General features: G+C 62.3%; 13 protein-coding genes. 5 read left to right on the forward strand and 8 right to left on the reverse strand.

Features of this window, described 5'->3' with window-relative positions; genetic code table 11:
* Positions 1-52: 52 nt before the first annotated feature.
* Positions 53-1,792, reverse strand: a complete 1,740-nt coding sequence (locus H4I99_RS16340; RefSeq protein ID WP_163902141.1) for a glucan ABC transporter ATP-binding protein/ permease — start codon at positions 1,790-1,792, stop codon at positions 53-55.
* A gap of 325 nt (positions 1,793-2,117) precedes the next feature.
* On the opposite strand from H4I99_RS16340, the gene H4I99_RS16345 reads away from it, so the two are divergent.
* Positions 2,118-2,858: a LuxR family transcriptional regulator gene (locus tag H4I99_RS16345; RefSeq protein WP_163902139.1), complete on the forward strand. Its 741-nt coding sequence runs from the start codon at positions 2,118-2,120 to the stop codon at positions 2,856-2,858.
* Positions 2,859-2,972: 114 nt separating this feature from the next.
* A complete protein-coding gene (pyc, locus tag H4I99_RS16350) occupies positions 2,973-6,431 on the forward strand; it encodes a pyruvate carboxylase (RefSeq protein ID WP_163902137.1) in 3,459 nt (1,152 codons plus the stop codon).
* A gap of 86 nt (positions 6,432-6,517) precedes the next feature.
* On the opposite strand, the gene H4I99_RS16355 is transcribed toward pyc, so the two are convergent.
* From H4I99_RS16355 to H4I99_RS16385, 7 genes are all read right to left on the reverse strand, one after another.
* Positions 6,518-15,010, reverse strand: a complete 8,493-nt coding sequence (locus tag H4I99_RS16355) for a glycoside hydrolase family 94 protein (RefSeq protein ID WP_163902135.1) — start codon at positions 15,008-15,010, stop codon at positions 6,518-6,520.
* A 43-nt stretch (positions 15,011-15,053) separates the two neighbouring features.
* On the reverse strand, positions 15,054-15,305 hold the full coding sequence (locus H4I99_RS16360; protein ID WP_163902133.1) for a hypothetical protein: 252 nt from the start codon (positions 15,303-15,305) through the stop codon (positions 15,054-15,056).
* Entirely contained in the window at positions 15,302-15,997 is a 696-nt protein-coding gene (relB, locus tag H4I99_RS16365) for a type II toxin-antitoxin system RelB family anti-toxin (protein ID WP_163905942.1), read from the reverse strand. Before relB ends, H4I99_RS16360 begins: the two co-directional genes overlap by 4 nt.
* A gap of 92 nt (positions 15,998-16,089) precedes the next feature.
* Positions 16,090-17,703 (reverse strand): 5-guanidino-2-oxopentanoate decarboxylase, encoded by a 1,614-nt coding sequence (locus tag H4I99_RS16370; RefSeq protein WP_163902131.1) that lies wholly within the window; start codon positions 17,701-17,703, stop codon positions 16,090-16,092.
* Positions 17,688-18,890, reverse strand: a complete 1,203-nt coding sequence (locus H4I99_RS16375) for a pyridoxal phosphate-dependent aminotransferase (RefSeq protein ID WP_163902129.1) — start codon at positions 18,888-18,890, stop codon at positions 17,688-17,690. The genes H4I99_RS16370 and H4I99_RS16375 overlap by 16 nt, the downstream gene beginning before the upstream one ends.
* Positions 18,891-18,901: 11 nt before the next feature.
* Complete coding sequence (locus tag H4I99_RS16380) at positions 18,902-19,591, reverse strand: TetR family transcriptional regulator C-terminal domain-containing protein (RefSeq protein ID WP_163902128.1); 690 nt, start codon at positions 19,589-19,591, stop codon at positions 18,902-18,904.
* Positions 19,588-20,466, reverse strand: coding sequence for a dimethylarginine dimethylaminohydrolase family protein (locus H4I99_RS16385; protein WP_163902126.1), 879 nt, complete (start codon positions 20,464-20,466; stop codon positions 19,588-19,590). Before H4I99_RS16385 ends, H4I99_RS16380 begins: the two co-directional genes overlap by 4 nt.
* Before the next feature lie 202 nt (positions 20,467-20,668).
* Here H4I99_RS16385 and H4I99_RS16390 point away from each other — a divergent pair, with 202 nt between their 5' ends.
* From H4I99_RS16390 to H4I99_RS16400, 3 genes are all read left to right on the forward strand, one after another.
* Positions 20,669-21,442 (forward strand): ABC transporter ATP-binding protein, encoded by a 774-nt coding sequence (locus tag H4I99_RS16390; RefSeq protein ID WP_163902124.1) that lies wholly within the window; start codon positions 20,669-20,671, stop codon positions 21,440-21,442.
* 35 nt (positions 21,443-21,477) lie between these two features.
* Entirely contained in the window at positions 21,478-22,260 is a 783-nt protein-coding gene (locus tag H4I99_RS16395) for a transporter substrate-binding domain-containing protein (RefSeq protein ID WP_163902122.1), read from the forward strand.
* Positions 22,261-22,332: 72 nt separating this feature from the next.
* Complete coding sequence (locus H4I99_RS16400; protein ID WP_163902120.1) at positions 22,333-23,064, forward strand: ABC transporter permease; 732 nt, start codon at positions 22,333-22,335, stop codon at positions 23,062-23,064.
* The last annotated feature ends 2 nt before the right edge of the window (positions 23,065-23,066 follow it).

Raw genomic sequence — 23,066 nt, forward strand, 5'->3', positions numbered from 1 at the left:
GGGCCTATTGCGTCTCCTTCGATATCCGCGGTGCTTACAGAGATACGAAAGCCTACTGACTTTTGGTTTCCGCAAGCAGTCCGCTGGCGCGCAGAAGAGAGGCGAAACGGCCACCTTTTGCGCTCAGTTCGTCATAACCACCCATCTCGATGATGCGCCCCTGATCGAGGAAGAGCACGAGATCTGCCTCGCGTACCGTGGAAAGACGGTGGGCTATGATGAAGGTTGTGCGGTCCTTGCGCAGCCGGTCGATGGCATCCTTGACGCGTGCTTCGGTTTCCACGTCGAGCGCGCTGGTCGCTTCGTCGAGGACGAGGATCGGAGCATTTTTCAAGATTGCACGGGCAATCGCGATGCGCTGGCGTTCGCCACCGGAGAGCCGGTTGCCGCGTTCGCCGACCACGGTGGTATAACCCGTTAGACGGCTTTCGATGAAGTCGGTTGCCGCCGCTGCTTCCGCCGCCTTCATGACCTCCTCCTCAGTCGCGTCCTCGCGGCCAAGCCGAATGTTTTCCTGGATCGAGCGGTTGAGCAGGCCTGCATCCTGGAACACGGTGGCGATCGAATGACGCAGCGATTTGCGAGTGACCGTGGAAATGTCGGTGCCGTCGATGAGGATCTTGCCCTGGTGAGGCTCGTAGACGCGCTGCAGCAGATTGATGAGCGTAGTCTTGCCGGCGCCTGTCGGGCCGACAATGGCCACCGTCTGCCCCGCCTTCACAGAGAATGACACGTCATGGACGCCTTGTCCGGTATTGGCGAAATCGAAGGAAATGCCGCGGAACTCGACATTGCCTTTGACGTTCTGCAGTTCGATAGCGCCCGCCGGTTCCTCCCGCTCCTGCACGGCATCCTCAAGCTGGTAGAAGTCCTCGAGCTTGGAGCGGGCTTCGAAGATCTGAGTCGCAAACTGGCGCATCTGGTCGAGTCGCCCGATCAGCAGCGTGGCGAAACCGGTGAAGGCGATGATGTCGCCGACCTTGAGTTGGCCCTGCTGGACGAGCAGCGTGCCGATGACCAGAATGATCAGCATGGAGATGGTCGAAGCGATGCGGTTCAGCGCGCTGGCGATGGCCCACCAATCGAGAACGGGATACTGGGCGGCGAGAAGCTGCTCGGCATAGCGCTTCAGGGCGCGCGTCTCCGCTTCTATGCGGTTGTAGCTATGCAGGACCGACACGTTGCTGATCGAGTCGCTGACGTGGGAAAAGACGGTGTGGTAATGGCTCTCGACGGAGGCCTGCCCTTCCTTGGTCCGCGTCATCACCGTCTTGCCGATCAGAACGTAGAAGATGCTGAGGACGATCAGGACGGCGGTGAGGCGAACGTCCATGGAAAAGGCGGTCGGAATCAGCAGCGCGAGCGCCACGGCCGTTGAAAGGTGGGTGCGCATGAATTCGAGCCAGAGGCCGAACAGCGTTTCGCTGGCGCGCAGCAGGGTGTGGAGCGCGTTCGAGGTACCCCGCTTCTGGTGCCAACTCAGGGGCATGGAGATGATGCGACCGAAGGCCTCGGTCAGGAGGTCAGCGCGGCGGCCGTGGGCGAGGCGGTCGGCCTCACGGGCAACGAGTACGAATGCGAAAGTGTTAAAGATGCCGAAACAGCCCCAGGCGATAAGGATCATCTTCGGATCCCGCTTTTCGGAGATGGCATCGATGATGCGGCCGAAAAGAATGGGCTCGGCGATGGTGATGACGGCGAGGATGATGTTGGCGAAAACGACCAGCGCCACCCGGAACCGATAGGTCGAGAGGTATTTGAGCGCCTTGATGTAGACTTGAAACAGGGACAATTGCGTTCTCTCGTCGGTAAACCGCTATCCTCTTACAGCTTCAAGCGCTTTTCGGGCGCCAAGGCAAGAGGAGTACGGGAAACCGGAGTAATTGGTTGCGCTGCCATGGCTGGCAGGCATCAGAAGATATGCCGCAGTCAGGACGCGCGGGGGATTTTGGTTGTTCAGTTCCGGCTTGAATGGCTAGATTTCGGATATCGAATTTAAATGCCTCCTAACCAGATATGGTAGCAAATGGTTTACATCGTGCCGGACGGGCGCAAGTCAAACGCGAAAGCTATGGCTTTTTCGTGATGTTGCCGCCTCGGCGGTTTTGGGGGTTCACGTGAGTGTCAATCAGATAATTCAGTTCCTGGTCGTTGCGGATGAATGCAGGTCACCGGAAGAAGTTGTTGTCGAGCTGGAGAAGCTTCTCCGCGTTTATCGTTTTGATTATTATGGTCTTTTGCGTCATCCGAAGCCCCACGAGAATCCAATGAAGCTCGTGCTTGTCGGGCGGTGGCCGGATCGCTGGCCGGAAACCTATATCGCCAAGAAGTTCGTGCTGATCGATCCGACGATCCGTTACCTTGCGCAGGCGCAGAAGGGTTTCCGCTGGCGCGATACCATCGCCGCCTTCCGCAATGACCCCCATCGCAAGCGCATGGAGCGGATGATGGGCGAATCGATACGATTCGGCCTAGAGGACGGTTATATCTTTCCTATTCATGGACGTCAGGGTCTGCTTGGCAACATGACGCTTGGAGGCAAGCCGGTCGATCTTTCGCCCGTGGAAATGTCGCTTTTCGACGCCGTTGCCAAGAAGGCCTTCTGGCGTCTGCTCGAGTTGAAGAAGGACACCGAGGAACTGGACGCCGCGGCAAGCGTCGATACCAAGATGACGCGGCGCGAGATGGAGGTTCTCAACTATCTTGCCGACGGCATGACCTCCAACGAGATCAGCAGGGTTCTGCAGATTTCCAACCATACGGTTGACTGGTACATGAACGGTATCCAGGACAAGCTCAACGCCAAGAACCGCCAGCATGTCGTGGCACTGGCTCTCAGGCTCGGCCTCATCACCTGATAAGGGGTAATTTTTTCGCCAAAACGGCGTGGATGGGGCTTGCTCCGAACGACAGGTTATGAAGATATTTCGCAGTTGCAAAAAAGCACTGGCCTGTCGTTTGAGGAGACCGATTTGCCCATTTCCAAGATACTTGTCGCCAACCGCTCTGAAATCGCCATTCGCGTCTTTCGCGCCGCAAACGAACTCGGCCTGAAAACAGTCGCGATTTGGGCGGAGGAAGACAAGCTTTCGTTACATCGCTTCAAGGCGGACGAAAGCTATCAGATTGGCCGGGGGCCGCATCTTTCCCGTGAGCTTGGACCGATCGAAAGCTATCTTTCGATCGATGAGGTGATTCGCGTCGCAAAGCTTTCCGGTGCCGACGCAATCCATCCGGGCTATGGCCTTCTGTCGGAAAGTCCCGAATTCGTGGACGCCTGCAACGTTGCAGGTATCACTTTTATCGGTCCTCGGCCCGAAACCATGCGCCAGCTCGGCAACAAGGTAGCTGCTCGCAATCTGGCGATTTCGGTCGGCGTTCCGGTCGTTCCGGCAACAGATCCGCTGCCGGACGATCCCGCGGAAATCCACCGGCTGGCGGAAGAGATCGGCTATCCGGTGATGCTGAAGGCCTCCTGGGGCGGCGGTGGACGCGGCATGCGTGCCATCCGCGATCCCAAGGACCTGATCCGGGAGGTGACGGAGGCCAAGCGCGAGGCGAAGGCCGCCTTCGGCAAGGACGAGGTCTATCTGGAAAAGCTGGTCGAGCGGGCGCGGCATGTGGAAAGCCAGATTCTCGGAGACACGCACGGCAATGTCGTGCATCTGTTCGAGCGTGACTGCTCCATCCAGCGCCGTAACCAGAAGGTGGTCGAGCGCGCACCGGCGCCGTATCTCTCTGACGCCCAGCGACAGGAACTGGCCGACTATTCGCTGAAGATCGCCAAGGCGACGAACTATATCGGCGCAGGCACCGTCGAGTATCTGATGGATGCCGATACCGGCAAGTTCTACTTCATCGAAGTGAACCCGCGCATCCAGGTCGAGCACACCGTCACCGAAGTGGTGACCGGCATCGACATCGTCAAGGCTCAGATCCACATTCTCGACGGCTTTGCCATCGGTACGCCGGAATCGGGCGTTCCGAAGCAGGAAGATATCCGGCTTAACGGCCACGCTCTGCAGTGCCGCATCACGACCGAAGATCCGGAACAGAACTTCATCCCGGACTATGGTCGTATCACCGGCTATCGCTCTGCCTCGGGTTTCGGTATCCGTCTCGATGGTGGAACAGCCTATCCGGGCGCTGTGATTACCCGGTTCTACGATCCGCTGCTGGTCAAGGTCACTGCCTGGGCACCGCAGCCGGCGGAAGCGATCGCCCGGATGGACCGCGCCCTGCGCGAGTTCCGTATTCGCGGGGTGGCGACCAATCTCACCTTCCTCGAAGCGATCATCACGCATCCGAAGTTCCTCGACAACAGCTATACGACGCGCTTCATCGATACGACGCCGGAGCTTTTCCAGCAGGTGAAGCGGCAGGACCGCGCGACGAAGCTGTTGACCTACTTGGCCGACGTGACCGTCAACGGGCATCCTGAAGCCAAGGGCCGGCCGAAGCCCGCAGCCGATATCGCCGCACCCGTGGTTCCCTTCATCGAGGGTGATATCCAGGCCGGTACGAAGCAGAAGCTCGATGAACTCGGGCCGAAGAAGTTTGCCGAATGGATCCGGGCGCAGAAGCAGGTGCTCTTGACCGATACCACCATGCGCGACGGTCACCAGTCGCTTCTGGCGACGCGCATGCGTACCTATGACATCGCGCGGGTCGCCGGCACCTATGCCCGGGCGCTTCCGCAGCTCTTCTCGCTGGAATGTTGGGGCGGCGCCACCTTCGACGTTTCCATGCGCTTCCTGACCGAGGATCCGTGGGATCGTCTTGCCCGTATTCGCGAGGATGCGCCGAACCTGCTGCTGCAGATGCTGCTGCGCGGCGCAAACGGCGTGGGATACAAGAATTATCCCGATAACGTTGTGAAGTATTTCGTCCGCCAGGCTGCCAAGGGCGGCATCGATGTGTTCCGCGTGTTCGACTGCCTCAACTGGGTCGACAACATGCGCGTCTCGATGGATGCAGTGGCGGAAGAGAACAAGATCTGCGAAGCCGCGATCTGCTATACCGGCGATATCCTCAATTCGGCCCGGCCGAAATACGATCTCAAGTACTATACCGCTCTTGCCACTGAGCTGGAGCGGGCAGGCGCCCATATGATCGCATTGAAGGACATGGCGGGCTTGCTCAAGCCGGCTGCTGCCCGGGTGCTGTTCAAGGCGCTGCGCGAGGCGACCGACCTGCCGATCCATTTCCACACGCATGACACGTCCGGCATTGCTGCCGCGACCGTGCTTGCGGCGGTAGAAACGGGTGTCGATGTTGTGGATGCGGCAATGGATGCCCTTTCCGGCAATACGTCGCAGCCCTGCCTCGGTTCCATCGTGGAGGCGCTCAAGGGTTCGGAGCGCGATCCGGGCCTCGATCCGCAGTGGATCCGGCGCATTTCCTTCTATTGGGAAGCCGTCCGTCACCAGTATGTGGCCTTCGAAAGCGATCTCAAGGGACCGGCTTCGGAAGTCTATCTGCACGAAATGCCGGGCGGGCAGTTCACCAACCTCAAGGAACAGGCACGTTCGCTCGGTCTGGAGACGCGCTGGCATCAGGTGGCGCAGGCCTATGCCGACGCGAACCAGATGTTCGGCGATATCGTCAAGGTGACGCCGTCCTCCAAGGTGGTCGGCGACATGGCCTTGATGATGGTTTCGCAGGACCTGACCGTGGCCGATGTCGAAAACCCGGAGAAGGACATCGCCTTCCCGGATTCCGTGGTCTCCATGCTGAAGGGTGACCTCGGTCAGCCTCCCGGCGGCTGGCCGGAGGCCCTGCAGAAGAAAGCGCTCAAGGGCGACAAGCCTTATACGGCAGTCCCCGGCTCGCTGTTGCCGCCGGCCGATCTCGAGGCGGAGCGCAAGACGATTGAGACAAAGCTGGAGCGTGCGGTTTCCGACTTCGAATTCGCATCCTACCTGATGTATCCCAAGGTCTTCACCGACTACGCGCTGGTCGCCGAGACCTATGGCCCTGTCGGCGTTTTGCCGACGCTTGCCTATTTCTACGGGCTGGCGCCGGGCGAGGAGTTACAGCCCGAGATCGAGCGCGGTAAATCGCTGGTCATTCTGCATCAGGCCAGGAGCGAGCCGGACGAACAGGCGATGGTGAAGGTGTTCTTCGAGCTGAACGGCCAGCCTCGCCTGATCAAAGTGCCGGATCGCAACCGCGCCGCCACCTCGCTGGCGCGTCGCAAGGCCGACGTGGCGAATTCCGCCCATCTCGGCGCACCGATGCCGGGTGTGGTCTCGACCGTTTCCGTCTCTGCCGGCCAGTCGATCAAGTCGGGCGACGTGCTGCTTTCCATCGAAGCAATGAAGATGGAAACGGCGCTTCATGCGGATCGCGACGGCACCATTGCCGAAGTGCTGGTCAGAACCGGCGACCAGATCGACGCCAAGGACCTGCTGGTGGTCTTCGCGGACTGACGGTTCCATAGAGGCACCATTCCTCAACGAAAAAGCCCCGGCTCTCACAGCCGGGGCTTTTGTTTTGTTCTTGTCCCGAGCAGTCGTTACTTCGACTTGGCGAGCTTGAAACCCTTTGCCGGGTCGGTGACCTTCTTGCCGTTGACGGTGACGGCGAAGGCCGCATCGCCGCTGCGTTCGACGGCAATCTCATAGGTCGTGCCGTCGATCGTCACCGTAGCCTCGAAGGTGTTCCATTCCGGTGGCAGGGCGGGCTGTACGAACAGCAGGCTGCCCTTGCGGCTGATGCCGAGCAGGCCTTCTACGGCGAAGCGATAGAGCCATCCGGCCGAACCGGTGTACCAGGTCCAGCCGCCGCGACCCGGATAGGCATCGCCGCCATAGACATCGGCTGCGACGACATAGGGTTCGACGCGGTAGCGTTCGGCGGCGTCCGCATTCCGGGCGTGATTGACCGGGTTGAGGATCTCGAAGCAGCGCCAGGCGTCTGCCGCGCGACCGGCCTTGGCGAGTGCCAGACCGAGCCAGATCGCGGCATGGGTATACTGGCCGCCGTTTTCGCGCACACCCGGCGGATAGGCCTTGATGTAGCCCGGATCGAGCGGCGACTTGGCGAAGGGCGGGGTGAACAGGCGAACGATGCCCGCCTCTTCATCGACCAGTTCGGCAACGGCCGCATCGAGCGCCTTGACGGTGCGCTCCGCCTTGCCCTGACCGGACAGCACGCTCCAGGACTGGGCAATCGAGTCGATCCGGCACTCTTCCGACTCCTTCGAGCCGAGCGGCGTGCCGTCGTCGAAGTAGCCGCGACGATAGTAGTCACCATCCCAGCCGGCGGTCTCCAGCGCTTCGGAAAGCGTTGCGAGATGCGCCGTCCAGCGCGAGATACGATCCTTGTCGCCCCGGTCCTCGGCATAGACGATGAAGGACTTGAGCGTTGCGGCAAGGAACCAGCCGAGCCAGACGCTTTCACCCTGACCCTTGGCGCCGACGCGGTTCATGCCGTCGTTCCAGTCGCCGCCGAGGATCAGCGGCAGGCCGTGCGGGCCGGTGCGCGCGACCGCGAGGTCGAGTGCCCGGGCTGCATGCTCGTAGAGATCCGCTTCCTGTTCCGACACCGTCGGCTGGAAGAAGGAGTCATGCTGGTTTTCGTCAAGCAGCGGTCCTTCGAGGAAAGCGAGCTTCTCCTCTAGGAAGGTCTTGTCGCCGGTTGCCGTGATGTACTCATCGACCGCATGGGCAAGCCACACCACGTCGTCGGAGATGTGGGTGCGCACGCCGGCGCCGGTCTGCGGCAACCACCAGTGCTGTACATCGCCTTCGGGGAACTGGCGGGCCGCCGCGTTGAGGATCTGGCGGCGGGCGAGTGCCGGCTGATGCAGCAGGAAGGCAAGCGTATCCTGCAGCTGGTCGCGGAAGCCATAGGCGCCGCTGGCCTGATAGAAGCCGGCGCGTGCGAAGATGCGGCAGGCGAGCGCCTGATAGGGCAGCCAGCGATTGACGAGGTTGTCGAAAGACTGGTCGCCTGTCCTAACCTTCAGCTTGCCGGTGAAGTCCATCCAGAAGGACTTGGTCGTTGTCAGGATCGACTGGAAGTCTTCTTTCCTGATTTCGCCGATCAGTGCGCGGGCGGCTTCTGCCGTTGCGGTTTCGCCAAGCAGGAAGGTCACATCCTTCTCTGCTCCCGCGGGTACCTCGATATCGAACGCGATGGCCGCGCAGGGATCGCCCTCGGTGTCGATGGAACCCGAGAGGCGCGACTGGCGGGCAAGCGCCTGCGGCATGCGGATGGTGCCATGGCGCCCGATGAACTCCCTCCGGCTCGCGGTGAAGCCGGCTGGCGTTTCGATGCCGGCGAGGAAGGCGATGCGGCCGGGATAGTTGATGTCATACGGATTGGTGGCGAATAGTGCGCCCGTTTCCTCGTCATGGGAGGCGAGAACGAAGGGAGCCGTCTTCTGGGCATTGTTGCCCAGCACCCATTCCGCATAGCCATAGACCCGGTAGGTACGGGCTTCGCCGCCGGTGTTCTTCAGCACCAGACGCGAAAGCTTGACCGGACGATTTCTGTCGACTGTCTGGGTCAGCTCCAGTTCGAGACCGTCGTGACAGCTGGCGAAGACCGAGTAGCCGAGGCCGTGACGCGTCTCGAAGCGGGCGCTGTCGTTGAGGTTCAGCGACTGGAACGGCACATAGGTATTGCGGCTTTCGAGGTCGACCACATAGAAGGCCTCGCCCGGACGGTTCGTCACCGGATCGTTGGACCAGGGCGTGACCTGATAGTCGCGCGAGTTCTGGCTCCAGCTGAAGCCTGCGCCTTCCGCGGAGACGTGGAAGCCGAACTGCTCGTTGGCGATCACGTTGATCCACGGCTGCGGCGTCGAGGTTGCGGCGTCGAGGCGCACGACATATTCCGTTCCGTCCTTGGCGAAGCCGCCGAAGCCGTTCCACATGTCGAGGTCGTCGGCTGTTACAGGTGTCGTTGCGACCGGAGCCGAAGCCGGGATTGCCGGCAGAAGACCGGCCCATTCGCCTTCGGATCCGTCGGGAATGCGCGGCGTGGCAAACAGCGAGACCGCGCGGTTGATCTGGTCGACGATCTTGCCGTTGCGAGCATGGAAGACGACGCGGGCGGCGGCGAGAAGGGCCTGCGAGCCGTTCTCGTCCATCAGGTCGTGGCGGACCGTAAAGACGTGCTGGCGGCCGGATACATCCTGCAGGCGGTTGCGCATGTTTTCCGCGATGCGGTCCAGCGCATGCTGCATGTCCTGGATGTAGGAGGTCGCGCGCTCGTTGACGATCGCGAGGTCCGCGGTGACGCCACGGCGACGCAGATATTCGAGACCGCTCAGCGCTTCGCGGGCGATGTCGATGTCCATGTCGTCGTTGATACGGAGCGCAAAGATCGGGAAGTCGCCCGAGATCGCCATCGGCCAGAGTGCGGACTGCGAACGCAGGCCGTTGCGGACCGTTTCCGGGTCTGCACGCAGATGCGGGTCGGGATAGACGAGGTAGCGGCCGAGATGCTGGAAGGCCGCGGCCTGTTGCGATGTAATGCCGATGTGGCGCAGTTCCACCTGGGCGCGGGTCCAGGCGTGAATGAGTTCATGCGCGAAGGCGTCCGGGTGCCGGTAGCGCTCGATGGCCTTGTCGACCTCTTCGCGGCTCGGCGTGGCGATGGTCCAGAAGATCACGCTGACCTTCTTGCCCGAGGGCACGCGCACGACGCGGCGCAGGCTGAGCACCGGATCGAGCGTGAAGCCTTCCGTGCCGGAAAGCGTCGCACCCGGATCGAAGGCGGCTGCCTCCGCAAGGCTGCGGCCACGGCCGAGGAAGCGACGACGATCCGTCTCGAACTCGGTCGGACGGCCGGGGCCGGCATTGTCGACCACCAGATGGGCGACGCAGATATCCGGATCGCTGGGGCTGCGCTTGTTGCGTTCGGCGCGGATCACATCGCGGCGGCGGCCGAATTCGGTCTTGACGAACATGCGCGAGAACAGCGGATGGGCGTTGTCGGCATCGTCATAGCCCAGCACCGGTTCCAGATAGGAGGTCACTTCGATGAAGCGGTCTTCCGGGCCGGTGTTGAGGATGGTCAGGCGGCGGCCTTCCGCATCGTGCTCGGTGGCGACGATGCATTCGACGCTCGTCTGGATGTCGCCGACCGTCTTGAAGAACTCGGCCTTGTCGTCGCCGAAGATGACCTTGGTCTTTTCGTCCTCGGCGCGGCGGGGTGCTGCGGTCGCGGACCACCACTGGCCGCTTGCCGTGTCGCGCAGGAAGATGAAGGTGCCCCAGCGATCCTCGGTCGGATCGGCCTTCCAGCGGGCGACCGACTGGCCGTTCCAGCGGGAGTAGCCGGAGCCGGTTGCCGTCAGCATCACCGAATAATGGCCGTTTGAGAGGAAGGCGACTTCGCGCTCCTTGTTGGCCGGGTCGGTTATGGTACGGATTTCCGGACGCAGCAGGTCGGCCTGACCCTTGCCGGGGGTTTGAGGCTCGTATTTGGCGCTCATCACCGGAATCTCGCGCGGCGGCTTTTCCTGCAGCAGGAGTTCGGCGGCCTCGATCACCGGGTCGGAGTGGAAGAGTTCACGCAGGCGGCCGTTGAAGGAGACGTTGGCGATTGCCGCAATCGACATGCCGTGGTGGTGGGCATAGTAGTTGTAGACCACTGCACAGGTCTTGCCGTCCGGCACGCGGGTCGGGGTGAAGTCGACCGCATCGTGGAAGCCATAGGCGCCGAGCGCGCCGAGCTTGCGCAGTCGCTCCAGGTTCCTGAGGGATTCCTCCGGATAGTACTGGCTGGCAAGGATCGAGGCGTAGGGCGCGATGACGGCGTTCTGACCAAGGCCGCGCTTGAGGCCGAGCGTCGGTACGCCGAAGTTGGTGTACTGGTAGTTCATCTCGTGGTCGCGGGCGTTGAACGCCGCTTCCGAGATACCCCACGGAATATTGAGCCGGCGACCATGGTTCATCTGTTCGACGACGACCAGATTGTTGGTCTGGTTGAGGATACCGCCCTGGCGCTCCTGCATGACGAGCGGCGGCATCAGATATTCGAACATCGAGCCGGACCAGGAGATCAGCGCCGCACGGGCGCCGATCGGCACGACCTGACGGCCGAGCTTGTACCAGTGTTCGGTCGGCAGGTCGCCCTTGGCGACGGCGAACAGGCTGGTCAGGCGGCATTCGGAGGCGAGCAGGTCGTAGCAAGCCTCGTCGAGCTCGCGGCTCTCGACGCGGTAGCCGATCGAAAGCAGGCGACGCTCCGGCCGGTAGAGGAAGCTGAAATCCATCGAGAAGGCGATGTCACGGGCGCGGTCGCGCAGCGTGCAGAGACGCTGCCGCAGCGGGTCGATGTTCGACAGGTCGAAGGACGAATCCGCGATATGGGCCTCGCAGACACCGACCAGCGATTCCGTCCAGCGGGTCACTTCGGCGCTCTGCTCGGAGCGTACCTCGTGGTGCAGGTTGGCGGCGAGCTTCTGGATGTCGCGGGCGAGCACGGCAAGATTGGCGATGCGGATCGAGGCGAATTCCCGCTCGCGCTTGACGGAGGCAAGTCCCGTCTTGAAGCCGAGGATGCGTTCTTCCAGACGCCGGCGCAGCGGACGCACCGTTTTGCGGTCATCAGGCAGTTCCTTCAGCGTCTCATAGAGGATGCCGCAGACATCGCCGATGCCGTCGAGATTGCCCTGAAGGTGGGCGGAAGGCGCTTCGCCCCATTCGCGGCAGGCGGACGAAATCGCGATCAGGTGGCCGGCGAGGTTGCCGCTGTCGACGGCGGAGATGTAGCGCGGTCCGAGCGTCTTCAGCGTATCGGTGTGGTACCAGTTGAAGAGATGGCCGCGGAACTTGTCCATCCGCTCGACGGTGGAGATCGTCTGTTCGAGGCGCTCGATGGTCTGCTCGAAGCTAAGCCAGCCGAAGTGTCGTGCCGAGACGGTCGAAAGCAGGTAGACACCGATATTGGTCGGCGAGGTGCGGTGCGCGACGATCGGTTCCGGGTTTTCCTGATAGTTGTCCGGCGGCAGGTAATTGTCGCCGGCGGTCACGAAGGTCTCGTAGAAGCGCCAGGTGCGGCGCGCGATCTTGCGCAGCTCGACGGTGACCTGCTCGGGAACCTCCAGGCTGTCTTCGGTTTCGGCGGACTGGCTGACATACCAGGCGACGAGCGGCGAGAAGACCCAGAGCACGACGAAGGGCAGGCCGGTCAGGTAGCCATAGTCACCCGACAGCGAAGCTGCGGCGACTGCCAGCACGGCCAGAACCGGGGCGTGTCGCATGGAGCGGTAATAGGAGATGATGTCGCCCTGGGCGACCGACTGGACGCTTGCGGCGGTCCGCCATTCCAGGAGCAGCCTGCGGCTCACCGCCATGCGGTAGATCGAGCGGATGATGGCGTCGGCCATCATGTAGGCCGTATCGGCAATGAAGACGATGCGCAGCGCGACCTGAGCGTTGACCGAGCGAACTTCCGACCACAACGTCTGGAAGTGGGCGGCGGGAACGATGTCGGTCTGGCGCGGAATGATGCCCGAAAGCAACGAGATGGTGGGGGCGACGAACAGGCTGAAGATCAGCACCAGCTGCCAGATCATGGCGCCGACCGGGCCCATGGTGGCCCAGCCGAGCGCCGAGGCGATGAACCAGGCAATGGGGGTCAGCGAGCGGCGCAGGTTGTCGACCATCTTCCAGCGGCCGAGCGCGGTGATGCCGCGGGCGGGATCTATGATGTAGGGCAGAAGCTGCCAGTCTCCGCGGGCCCAGCGATGCTGGCGGGAGATTTCCACCTCGTAGCGGGTGGGGAAGTCTTCGACCAGTTCCACGTCAGTGACCAGCGCGCAACGGGCGAAGGAACCTTCCAGAAGATCGTGGCTGAGAACCGTGTTCTCGTCGATGCGGCCCTTGATCGAGGTCTCGAAGGCATCGACGTCGTAGAGGCCCTTGCCGGTAAAGGAACCTTCGCCGGTGATGTCCTGATAGACGTCGGAGACGGTGAAGACGTAAGGGTCGAGGCCGCGGTTCATCGAGAAGACACGTTGGAAGACCGAGGCATCCTCGCCGGTGGTGAGCGACGGAGTCACGCGCGGCTGCAGCAGGCCGTAACCGCTGACGACGCGGCCGGTCTTCGGATCGTGCACCGGGCGGTTGATCGGATGATGCAGCTTGCCGACGAGCTTGGTGACGGCGTCGCGCATCAGGCGCGTGTCGGCGTCGAGCGTCATCACGTATTTCACGTCTTCCGGCACCATGTTGGCGCCCGGCAGATACGAGGTGTCGCGGTCGCCGCGCAGCAGCAGATTCATTTCGTGCAGCTTGCCGCGCTTGCGCTCCCAGCCCATCCAGCAGCCTTCCGCCGGATTATAGAGCCGGCGGCGATGCAGGAGGTAGAACAGCGTTTTGCCGACATGGGCGTAGCGGGCATTGAGGGCCGCCACCTCCTGCTTGGCATATTCGAGGACTTCGAGATCCGCCGGCGTTTCCTCGACGGAGCTGTCGCGCCAGTCGCTCAGCAGGGCGAAATAGATCTCGCCGTGCGGATTGGTGAGATAGTGGACCTCTAGATTGCGAATGAGTTCGTCGATGTCGTCGCGCTTGGCGATCAGGCAGGGCACGGCAACCAGCGTGCGGGCGTCCGCCGGAATGCCGGTCTTGAACTCGTAGCCGGTGAGCCGCGACGGTTTCACCATCAGGGTCACCAGCGTATTGAAGAGGCCGGTTGCGCCTTCGGAGGCTGGAAGCGAGAACATCGCCAGCAGGATGAGGATCAGCGGCGTGGAGAGACCGGCCTGGGCGAGAAAATATCCGACCAGCGCCAGCGCACCGACGGTCAGGCCGATGACCGGTATGGCGATGGCTAGCCAGTTCAGCCGCTTGATGGCGAGCGCGAGGCTGCGCCACACGGGAACGCTGTAGTCGATCGCCTCTTCGAGGAGAGGACGCCTCGCGCCGACGAGGTAGCTGCCGACATCGGGGGCAACGCCGTCCTCGCCCGAATGTCTGGCGTTGGCAGCGAGATCGATGGCTGTTTGGGCGATTTCAATTTCGGTCTTTTCCGAGCGCCGGGCAAGCTTTTCGATGGTGTTGCGATAGGCGTTTCGCGAGCCGAAATCGAGCTGACGATAATCGGTATGCTGGCTCAGGATCTTGTCGACAAGGCAGACGTCCTCGACCCAGACCGACCATTCCTTGTCGTCGATCTCGCGCAGGCCCTTGACGATATTGCCGGTGGTGACGTTGCCGGAGGACAGGCGGTTCTGCTCGGCGGTCATCGCCTCTTCGGCGCTGCGGCCGGCCTGTTCCAGGCGCTGCTCCTGCCAGCTGACGGCAAAGCTCGTATCCTGCGAACCGTTGCGCAGGCGATAGAGGAACTGGGTAGCGAACGTGTTGTCTTCGGCCAGTTGCTCAATCTGCTTGAGAATATCGGCCGAGGCGGCGGCATCATTAAGGCGGATAATTTCGTCCGCGACCTCGTTCGCCTTGCGGCGCATACGGCGCGAGCGATCGACGCGGGTAGAGATGCGACGCAGGTTTTCGATCAGGACGAAGCGGACGATGGACGGCAGCGCCCAGAGTTCACCGATCTCAAGCACCTGATGCTTCTGGAAGCCTTCGACCAATGCCGTCATGCTTTCCATCGACACCGTCGAATGGGTGTGGGCGACATAGAGCCAGGCCAGCGCCATGGTGCGCGGGATCTCGCGATTGCCGACCTTCATTGTCGGAAGCTGGCGGTAGAAGCGACGGGGGAAGTCGCGGCGGACTTCCTGGATCGCTTCCTCGATGATGTAGTGGTTGTCGAGCAGCCATTCGGCCGCCGGTGTGATCGTCGCGCCGGCCTCGACATCCGCGGCGGTCGCGCGGTAAACCCGCAGGATCTCCCGTTCGTTCTCCTTGTGCCGGGCGAAGAAATCGAAATCGATCAGCCCCGGGAGTTCGCTTGCGCCATCCCTGCCGAGCGTCTCGGCGCTTTCGCGCAACTCGTCGATCGTGAAATAGGCGGCCCGGATCGAGTCGTTATGATCGATCTGTCTGGATTCAAAGTCGCGCGACGGAACATGCGGAGTCATGGGAAGACTTAATTTCTCGGGTTCTGGGTTTAAAAAGCGTTCGTCAGGGTTCGTCTTGACCGCTGTCCTCCTTCGGCGCTTCGCTTGCACATAAACGGCCGGTCGGTCCTTGATCCGAACTCAAAAGGCCGGTTTGTGCAGCGATGCCGATCAGAAAACTGGTCTGGGCGGAAATCTTTCGTGCCTTCGCTGGGAAAATTGGCTTTTTTATGCCGTATTTCAAAGCCGTAGCCAAGAGGAATCGCATCTGCAGCGCCCGATGGAGGCCGTGTGACACGACACCGGAAAGCGTCACGGATTTTCGGGACGGTCGGGGTAGCAGATGATCGACAGGAAGCGGATCGGCAGGCTTACCAGCACTTCCGGGCCGTGACGGGCATCGGCATCGAAGAACAGGCTGTCGCCGGGAAGCATGGTGTAGAGCCGGTCGCCGTGTCGATATTTCACCTCACCCTCCAGCATGTAAATAAATTCCATGCCGGCATGCTGGAAGGTCGGGAAGACGTCGGAATCGGCGGTCAGGGTGATGAGGTAGGGTTCCACCTGGACGCCGCTACTGCTCGACGGGATGTGGCCGAGAAGATTGTACTGATGGCCGGCGCGTGTGCCCCTGCGCTCGATCTCCACGCCTTCGCCGGCCTTGACGAAGACCGCGTTGCGGGGTTCCTCGAAGCGGCGGAAGAAGCTGGTGACCGGAACGCCGAGCGCGCGGGCCAGTGATTGCAGCGTGGTCAGCGACGGGGAGGTGTTGCCGTTCTCGATCTTCGAGAGCATGCCGAGCGATATGCCGGTGGCGGCGGCAAGATCGGAGCCGGTGATGCCGAGCTTCTTGCGGAATGCCCTGACTTCATGGCCGATGGCAATTTCCAGATTGTTTTCCTTGGGATCGCGCACCGCATGCGGATCCTGTCGCAGCGGCGTGCGCGAAGGTTCTTCCGCCGTTTCAGCTTTCGGCTGCTTCTTCCGGTCCGGTATTCTGTCCGTCATCATCGTCTCCCACCGGCCGACTGATAGTCGCTCGGCGGGGGGCATGGCAATCAGACATTTTGCTCATGCCGCCGTTAGTCGCCATGCGAGTATCAGGCGGTGATGCCGACGGTGTTCTGTTCGTGGATTTCGATGAGCGCGAGACCACCTCCATCCCTTGCCCTTCGCAGGGCCGCCGGAAGATCGTCCACATGCGCGAGCCGCATCGCGGAAATGCAGTAGGCCTCGGCGATCTTCAGGAAATCCGGTGCCGAAGGCTTCACGCCTTCCGGCGTGATCCCCTGTTCGATCATATAGGTTTCGATTTCCTGGTAGCCGTCATTGTTCCAGACAAGGAAGATGACGCGCGCGCCGGCGTCCTTCGCGGAGCCGATTTCGGCAAGCGAGAACTGCAGGCCGCCATCGCCCGTCAGGCAAACGATCTGCGTTTCCGGTTCCGCAAGGCTTGCGCCTACCGAAGCGGGCGCGGCATAGCCGAGCGCACCGTAGCCGGTTGCTGAATTGAACCAGCCATGTGGACGGTCCGCTTCGAAATAGAGATTTCCGGCATAGACGGCCTGGGTGGAGTCTCCGACGATGATCGCGCCCGGAAGCGTGTCACGGATGGTTTCGAGGATGGAGATCTCGGCGCGCATCTTGTCGGTGAGTTCGGCGTGCGCCGCAGCCCTCGCCGCCGCCGCGCGATCGGCTCCTCCATTGGCGGTTCTTTCCTCGCACATCTCCGTCAGAAGATCGTCGACGAGGCTTGTGACGCTCGATAGGATCGAGATGGCGGCGTTCGGCCCGCGCGCAAGTTGCGTGGCGTCGATATCGACGCGGACGAGGGTTTCCAGTTCCGGAAAGCCGTCATCTACATACATATCGTAATCGGTCTGACCCATCTGGGTGCCGAGTGCCAGCACGAGGTCGGCTTCCGCGATGAGCTTTCGCACCGCCTTGAGGCTGGGGCTTGCCGGCACCGAAAGCGGGTGCCCCGGCAGCATGCCGCGGGCGTTGACCGTGGTGACAACGGGTGCGTCGAGCCTTTCGGCGAGCGTCTCAACAGTGCTCGTAGCCGAAACAGCGCCGCCCCCGCAAAGAATGACCGGCTTTCGCGCACGTTGGCACCGTTCGGCAAGATCGAGCACACCGGCCAGATTGGCGCGTGGCAGCAAAGCTGGGCTTGAGACGAGGCGGGGAAGGTGGACCTTCATCGACATGACATCAATCGGGATTTCGATATGAACCGGTCCAGGGCGGCCGGAACGCAGGATGGTGAAGGCTCTCGCCATCACCGCAGGCAGATCGGCCGGATCGAGAAGGGTGTGGCTCATCAGCGTGAGGGACGCCATCATCGCGTGCTGGTCGGGCAGCTCATGCAGCCGGCCGCGGCCCTGTCCGAGGCTGGAGCGAACATTGACACCGGAGATAACCAGAAGCGGCACGGAATCCTGCTGCGCCTGCGCCATGGCGGTGATCGCGTTAGTGAGGCCCGGACCCGTGATCAGCAGGCAGACACCCGGTTTCCCGCTGACGCGGGCATAGCCGTCCGCCATGAAGCCGGCGCCCTGTTCGTGGCGCGGGGTGATGTGGCGGATTTTCGAGGCGGCAAGGCCGCGATAAAGCTCGACGGTGTGGACGCCCGGAATGCCGAAGACGGTGTCGACGCCATTCGCCTCCAGAATATCGATCAGTGCTTCTCCGACTGTCTTCAGTTCGCCGCCCATTTCTGTTGATCCTCCCGATCGATCAGTTCCGTCGCCAGTTCGGCCATACGTCCCGTGGCTTCCGCGAGCTTTTCGTCATCGACTGTGAGCGACACGCGTATGAAACCCTCCGCCTGTTCGCCGAAGGAGCCGCCGGGCATGACGGCGACGTTCTTCTCGTCCAGCAGGCGATGGGCGAACTGGAGGCCGGTAAGCCCGGTCGCACTGACATCGATCACGATGAACATGCCGCCTTCCGGCATCATCGGCTGCAGCGGTCCGTTGCCGGCAAGGCCGTCGGCCACGAGGCGGGCGCGGCGGGCATAATTGCCACGCATGACGGTTGAGGTGTCGAAGGGCTCGGAGAGCGCCATTGCCGTCATGTCGGCGATGAAGGGCTGGACGCCGAACAGCATGGTTTCCGAGACAGGCAGCAGGCGATCGCAGAATTCGACCGGGCCGGCGGCCCAGCCGCTGCGGAAACCGGGGGCCGCATGGGACTTGGAAATCGATGAGACGACGATGGTCCGTTCCGCCAGATCCGGCTGGTCGAAGGGCGAGGCGAAAGGCTTGTCGAAGATCAGTTCCTCGTAGACCTCGTCGCAGACGATCCAGAGGTCGTGATCACGGCAGACCTTGCCAATGGCGGCGATCTCGTTCGCCGACAGCACCGCGCCGGTCGGATTGTGCGGCGTATTGAGAAGGACCACGCGCGATCGAGGGGTGATCGCCCGGGCAAGATCATCCGGCTGCAGGTGGAAGTGGTGTTCGGGCCGAAGCGGAACGGGCGCCATGCGCGCGCCGCTGGAAGCGATGACGCCTTCGTAGGTTGCGTAGAAGGGATCGCCGACCAGCACCTCGTCGCCCGGTTCGAGCAGGCCGAGCATCACCGTGAAGAGTGCGGTTTGCGTGCCTGGGAAACAGAGGATGTTGCGTTCGGTGACGTCAGGCCGGCGTTTCGCGTATTTTGCTGCCAGCGCCTTCACCACGCTCGGCTCGCCGCGCCCGTTCGAATAGCGGGTGCGGCCGGCATACATGGCACGGGCGCACTCGGCGAGCAGGGCCGGATCCGGGGCAACATCCGGTTCCCCGATCGTCAGTTCGATAACGGGAATACCTTGTGCTGCCTTGCGGCGGGCCTCGATATGAACGGCCCATTTTCCCGAACCAAGGTGAGCAAGCCGCTCGGTGATGGAGGCGTAACGCATGGGTTTTCCGATCATTTCTTGTTGGTGTCGGCATCCGGCCCGGTGAGTGCCTCAGTGAGGCGCAGGCCGCCAAGCAGGGCCTCAACCGATTCCAGCGCGATGCGCGGCAGGGCGTGTTCGTCAAAAAGATCCTGGGCGAGCGAGCCTTCGAGCCAGAGGCCGTCGATCAGGCCGTTGATGGCAATGGCAAGCTTGCGGCTTTCGCCCGCTGCCGGCGTACGACCGCATTCGGTGAGAAAGCCGGAAATGAGTTCTTCCAGCGCATCTCGAAAGATCAGGTAGTTCTCGCGGTGGATGCGGGCGAATTCCGGATCGACGCGGATGTGACCGATGAAGCCCGCCCATAGTGACAGGGTGCGCGGATCGGTGACCGGCGGGCTGACATTGGCGATGATGAAATCATGCAGCCGGAGCCGAGCGCTTTTCACCTCGCTCGCGCCCCCGACCCCGACCTCGGCCCCGGCGGCGCTGATCGCCGTCGTGGTCATCGATGCCATGGTCTCGCGATAGGCGGCCTGCAGCATCTGGTCTTTGCTGGCGAAGTAATGGCGGATCAGGCCGCCGGTGACGCCGGCGCGGGCTGCGATTTCGCGTACGGTCGCGCCTTCCAGCCCCTTTTCCGAAATGCAGTCCAGCGTCGCCCTGATCAGATCCTGCCGCCGCTCCGCCTCCCCAGCGCGATGGAAGACCCGTCGGCTCATGACGCCAGTCTCAATATCGGCCGGGTCAGGCAGGTAGGGCCGCCTTCGCAGGCGATGCAGAGTGCGTCTGCGGCAAAGGTCTTTACCTCGCAGCCGGCCGCCTCCATGACGGCACGGGTTCCGGGGAAGCCTTCCACCATGATGACCTTGCGTGGCGAAGTCGGCAGGACGTTGAGGTTCAGGCCGTTGCTGGCGGCAAATTCCTCTTCCGGGGCGACGACAAGCCGGATGCCCTTTTCCTTCAAGAGGAAATAGAAGGTAGCCGGCAAAAGCGGCGCGTGGACGAGCGCAAGATCGTCGGCGAGCGGGCTGATGACAGACATGAGATGCAGGCAGGCTTCCTCGCCCTGCCAGAGCGGTAGGTCGAAACCCAGGACCGTGATGCCATGAGGCGCGAGCAGTGCCGCCATCTGCTCAATGCCGGCCTGATTGGAGCGCACGCCGCGGCCGATCGCAAGCGTCGCCCGGTCCACCCAGACGCAGTCGCCGCCCTCGATCGTGCCGGGGGCTTCGATGCGGCCGAGGATGGGAATACCGGCCTTGGCGTAGATTTCCTCGTGCAGTTCCGGTTCGCGCTGGCGCAGCGGCTTGCCCATATTGAGAATGATTGCGCCGTAGTCGGTCATCAGTGAAGGATCATGGGTGAACATGGCGTCCGCCAGACCGTCGTCACGGTCCTCAAGCCAGAGGATTTCAGCGCCGGAACCGGCCACCAGATCGGCGAAATGCCCGTATTGCTGCACGGCTCTCGCGCCGTCGAAGGTCGGCCCGTAATGCCAGGCGGAAGGGTCGGCATTCCGGAGGCTTGGGCCCGGCCGGCGCATTACAACCCGCATGAGTTTCCCCGACATTTCCTGAGAGCCGTATCTCTTCATGCGTCCGTCCCGTTCCCCGTCGGGCTCGCCCGACCGCAATTCAAACTGATTTATTTATACGCTTGAATAATTACTGCACAAGTGCAAAACTCCGGGTCAATCCACCGGGCGTGATCCAGCGCCGCACCGGGCAGACAAGAAGCTGGCGGGAACAGTGGCAACCATCTTGCCGGGGCTTTGCCTCCGGGCATTGGCGGTATTCATGAACGCATCGGCGCAAGCCATCGACGTGCGGGATCTGCACAAGCGGTTCGGTCCGCTCGAGGTCCTGAAGGGTGTTTCGCTATCGGCAAAGCAGGGAGACGTGATCGCCATCATCGGCGGCAGCGGCTCGGGAAAATCCACTTTCCTCAGATGCATCAACATGCTGGAATTGCCGAGCGCGGGCTCGGTAACCATCCATGGCGAGACGATCACCATGAAGAAGGATGGCCATGGCGGCCTGATGCCGGCTGACCGCAGGCAGGTGCAGCGTATCCGCAGCCGGCTCGGCATGGTGTTCCAGAACTTCAATCTCTGGCAGCACATGACGGTGCTGCAGAACGTCATCGAAGTGCCGGTGCATGTGCTGGGCGTGCGCAGGGACGAGGCGGTCGCCATTGCCGAGACGCTGCTGAGGCGGGTCGGTCTCTACGAGAAGCGGGACGCCTATCCGGCCTTTCTTTCCGGCGGGCAACAGCAGCGCGCTGCAATCGCCCGCGCGCTTGCCATCCAGCCGCTGGTCATGCTGTTCGACGAGCCGACCTCGGCGCTTGATCCGGAGCTTGTCGGCGAGGTTCTCTCCGTCATTGGCGACCTCGCCCGGGAAAAGCGCACCATGATCCTAGTTACCCATGAAATGAAGTTTGCCCGGGAGGTTTCCAACCATGTGGTCTTCCTCGCCAACGGCGTGATCGAGGAACAGGGGCCACCGGAACAGCTGTTCGGCGCGCCGAAATCCGAACGGCTCAAGAAATTCATCAGCTCAATCCATTGAGACTTCATCAAACCTAAAAACAACAGGGGAACATAATGAAGAATGCAATGAAGATAGCGCTTATCGCACTGGCCATCGGCGGCGCGGCCTTTGGCACCGCTGCCGCTGAACCGGTCAAGGTTGGCTTTGCCGCCGAACCCTATCCGCCCTTCGCCTCGCCGGATGCTGCCGGCAAGTGGGTGGGCTGGGAGGTCGATTTCATGGAGGCCATCTGCGCCGAGGCCAAGCTCGACTGCGTCATCACTCCGGTCGCCTGGGACGGGATCATTCCGGCGCTGACGTCCAAGAAGATCGACATGATCGTCGGCTCGATGTCGATCACCGAGGAACGCCTGAAGACCATCGACTTCTCCGACAAATACTACAACACGCCGACCGGCATTGTCGGGCCGAAGAGCGAAAAGTTCGATGCGTCGCCTGAAGGTCTCACCGGCAAGATCCTCGGCGTGCAGGTCTCGACCGTCCATGCCGATTACGCTCACAAGTATTTCGGCGACAAGGCTTCGGAAATCAAGGAATACCAGACCCAGGACGAGGCGAACCAGGATCTCGCCGCCGGCCGTGTCGATGCCGTTCAGGCGGACGCCATCGCGCTCGACGCCTTCCTGAAATCCGAAGTCGGCGCCGCCTGCTGCGAGCTCAAGGGCAATGTGAAGGACGATCCGGCCATTCTCGGCGCGGGTGTCGGCGTCGGTCTGCGCAAGGGCGAAACCGAGCTGAAGGACAAGGTCAATGCCGCGATCAAGGCGATCCGCGCCAACGGCACCTACGACACCTTCTCGAAGAAGTATTTCGATTTCGACATCTACGGCGGCTGACCGTTTTCCCGGGCATGCGGCGGGCTCCGTCGCATGCCCTCTCTGGCCTTCTGACAATCGAGGCGTTTCAAGATGGCGGCAGCGTCCGGCAGCCTTTTCGACTTGGGCCTTTTGGCGCTTTCGCCGCCGGGCTGGGGTGGCGTGCTTCTGCAAGGCTTCGCACAATCGCTGCAGCTTGCGGTGGGTGGCTACGGGCTCGGCATTCTGATCGGGATCGGCGGTGCCTTCGGCAAGCTCTATGGCGGGCCGATCCTTCGCGACCTGCTCGAAGTCTATACCACCGTGATCCGGGCGGTGCCGGAACTGGTCCTGATCCTTCTTCTCTATTATGCCGGTACGGACGCGGTGAACGCGGTGCTTTCGCTGGCCGGCCTGCCGACGGTCGATATCAGTGGCCTTGTCGCCGGTATCTTCGTCATCGGGGTGGTGCAGGGGGCCTATTCGACTGAGGTGCTGCGCGGCGCGATCAAGGCCGTGCCGCCGGGCCAGATCGAGGCGGCGCGGGCCTATGGCATGTCGCCGATCAAGATGATGACCCGCGTCACGCTTCCCGCCATGCTGCCCTTTGCCATTCCCGGGCTTGCCAACCTCTGGCTGATCGCCACCAAGGACACGGCTCTGCTGGCGGTCGTCGGTTTCAGCGAGCTGACGCTGGTGACGCGGCAGGCGGCCGGGACAACCAAGGCCTACATGCTGTTCTTCTGTGCGGCCGGCGTTCTCTACCTGCTGCTGACGCTGGTCTCCAACGTCGTGATCGGGATCATCGAGCGCCGGGCGCGGCGCGGAATTGCGGAGCCGGTGTAACG

Source organism: Paenirhizobium daejeonense (assembly GCF_014280875.1).
Taxonomy (GTDB): Bacteria; Pseudomonadota; Alphaproteobacteria; order Rhizobiales; family Rhizobiaceae; genus Allorhizobium; species Allorhizobium daejeonense.

Excerpts from the sequence above, each read along its gene's own strand:
- H4I99_RS16355 (WP_163902135.1), bottom strand. The coding sequence starts at position 15,010 with ATGACTCCGCATGTTCCGTCGCGCGACTTTGAATCCAGACAGATCGAT.
- relB (WP_163905942.1), bottom strand. The coding sequence starts at position 15,997 with ATGACGGACAGAATACCGGACCGGAAGAAGCAGCCGAAAGCTGAAACG.
- H4I99_RS16370 (WP_163902131.1), bottom strand. The coding sequence starts at position 17,703 with ATGGGCGGCGAACTGAAGACAGTCGGAGAAGCACTGATCGATATTCTG.
- H4I99_RS16375 (WP_163902129.1), bottom strand. The coding sequence starts at position 18,890 with ATGCGTTACGCCTCCATCACCGAGCGGCTTGCTCACCTTGGTTCGGGA.
- H4I99_RS16380 (WP_163902128.1), bottom strand. The coding sequence starts at position 19,591 with ATGAGCCGACGGGTCTTCCATCGCGCTGGGGAGGCGGAGCGGCGGCAG.
- H4I99_RS16385 (WP_163902126.1), bottom strand. The coding sequence starts at position 20,466 with ATGAAGAGATACGGCTCTCAGGAAATGTCGGGGAAACTCATGCGGGTT.
- H4I99_RS16390 (WP_163902124.1), top strand. The coding sequence starts at position 20,669 with ATGAACGCATCGGCGCAAGCCATCGACGTGCGGGATCTGCACAAGCGG.
- H4I99_RS16395 (WP_163902122.1), top strand. The coding sequence starts at position 21,478 with ATGAAGAATGCAATGAAGATAGCGCTTATCGCACTGGCCATCGGCGGC.
- H4I99_RS16400 (WP_163902120.1), top strand. The coding sequence starts at position 22,333 with ATGGCGGCAGCGTCCGGCAGCCTTTTCGACTTGGGCCTTTTGGCGCTT.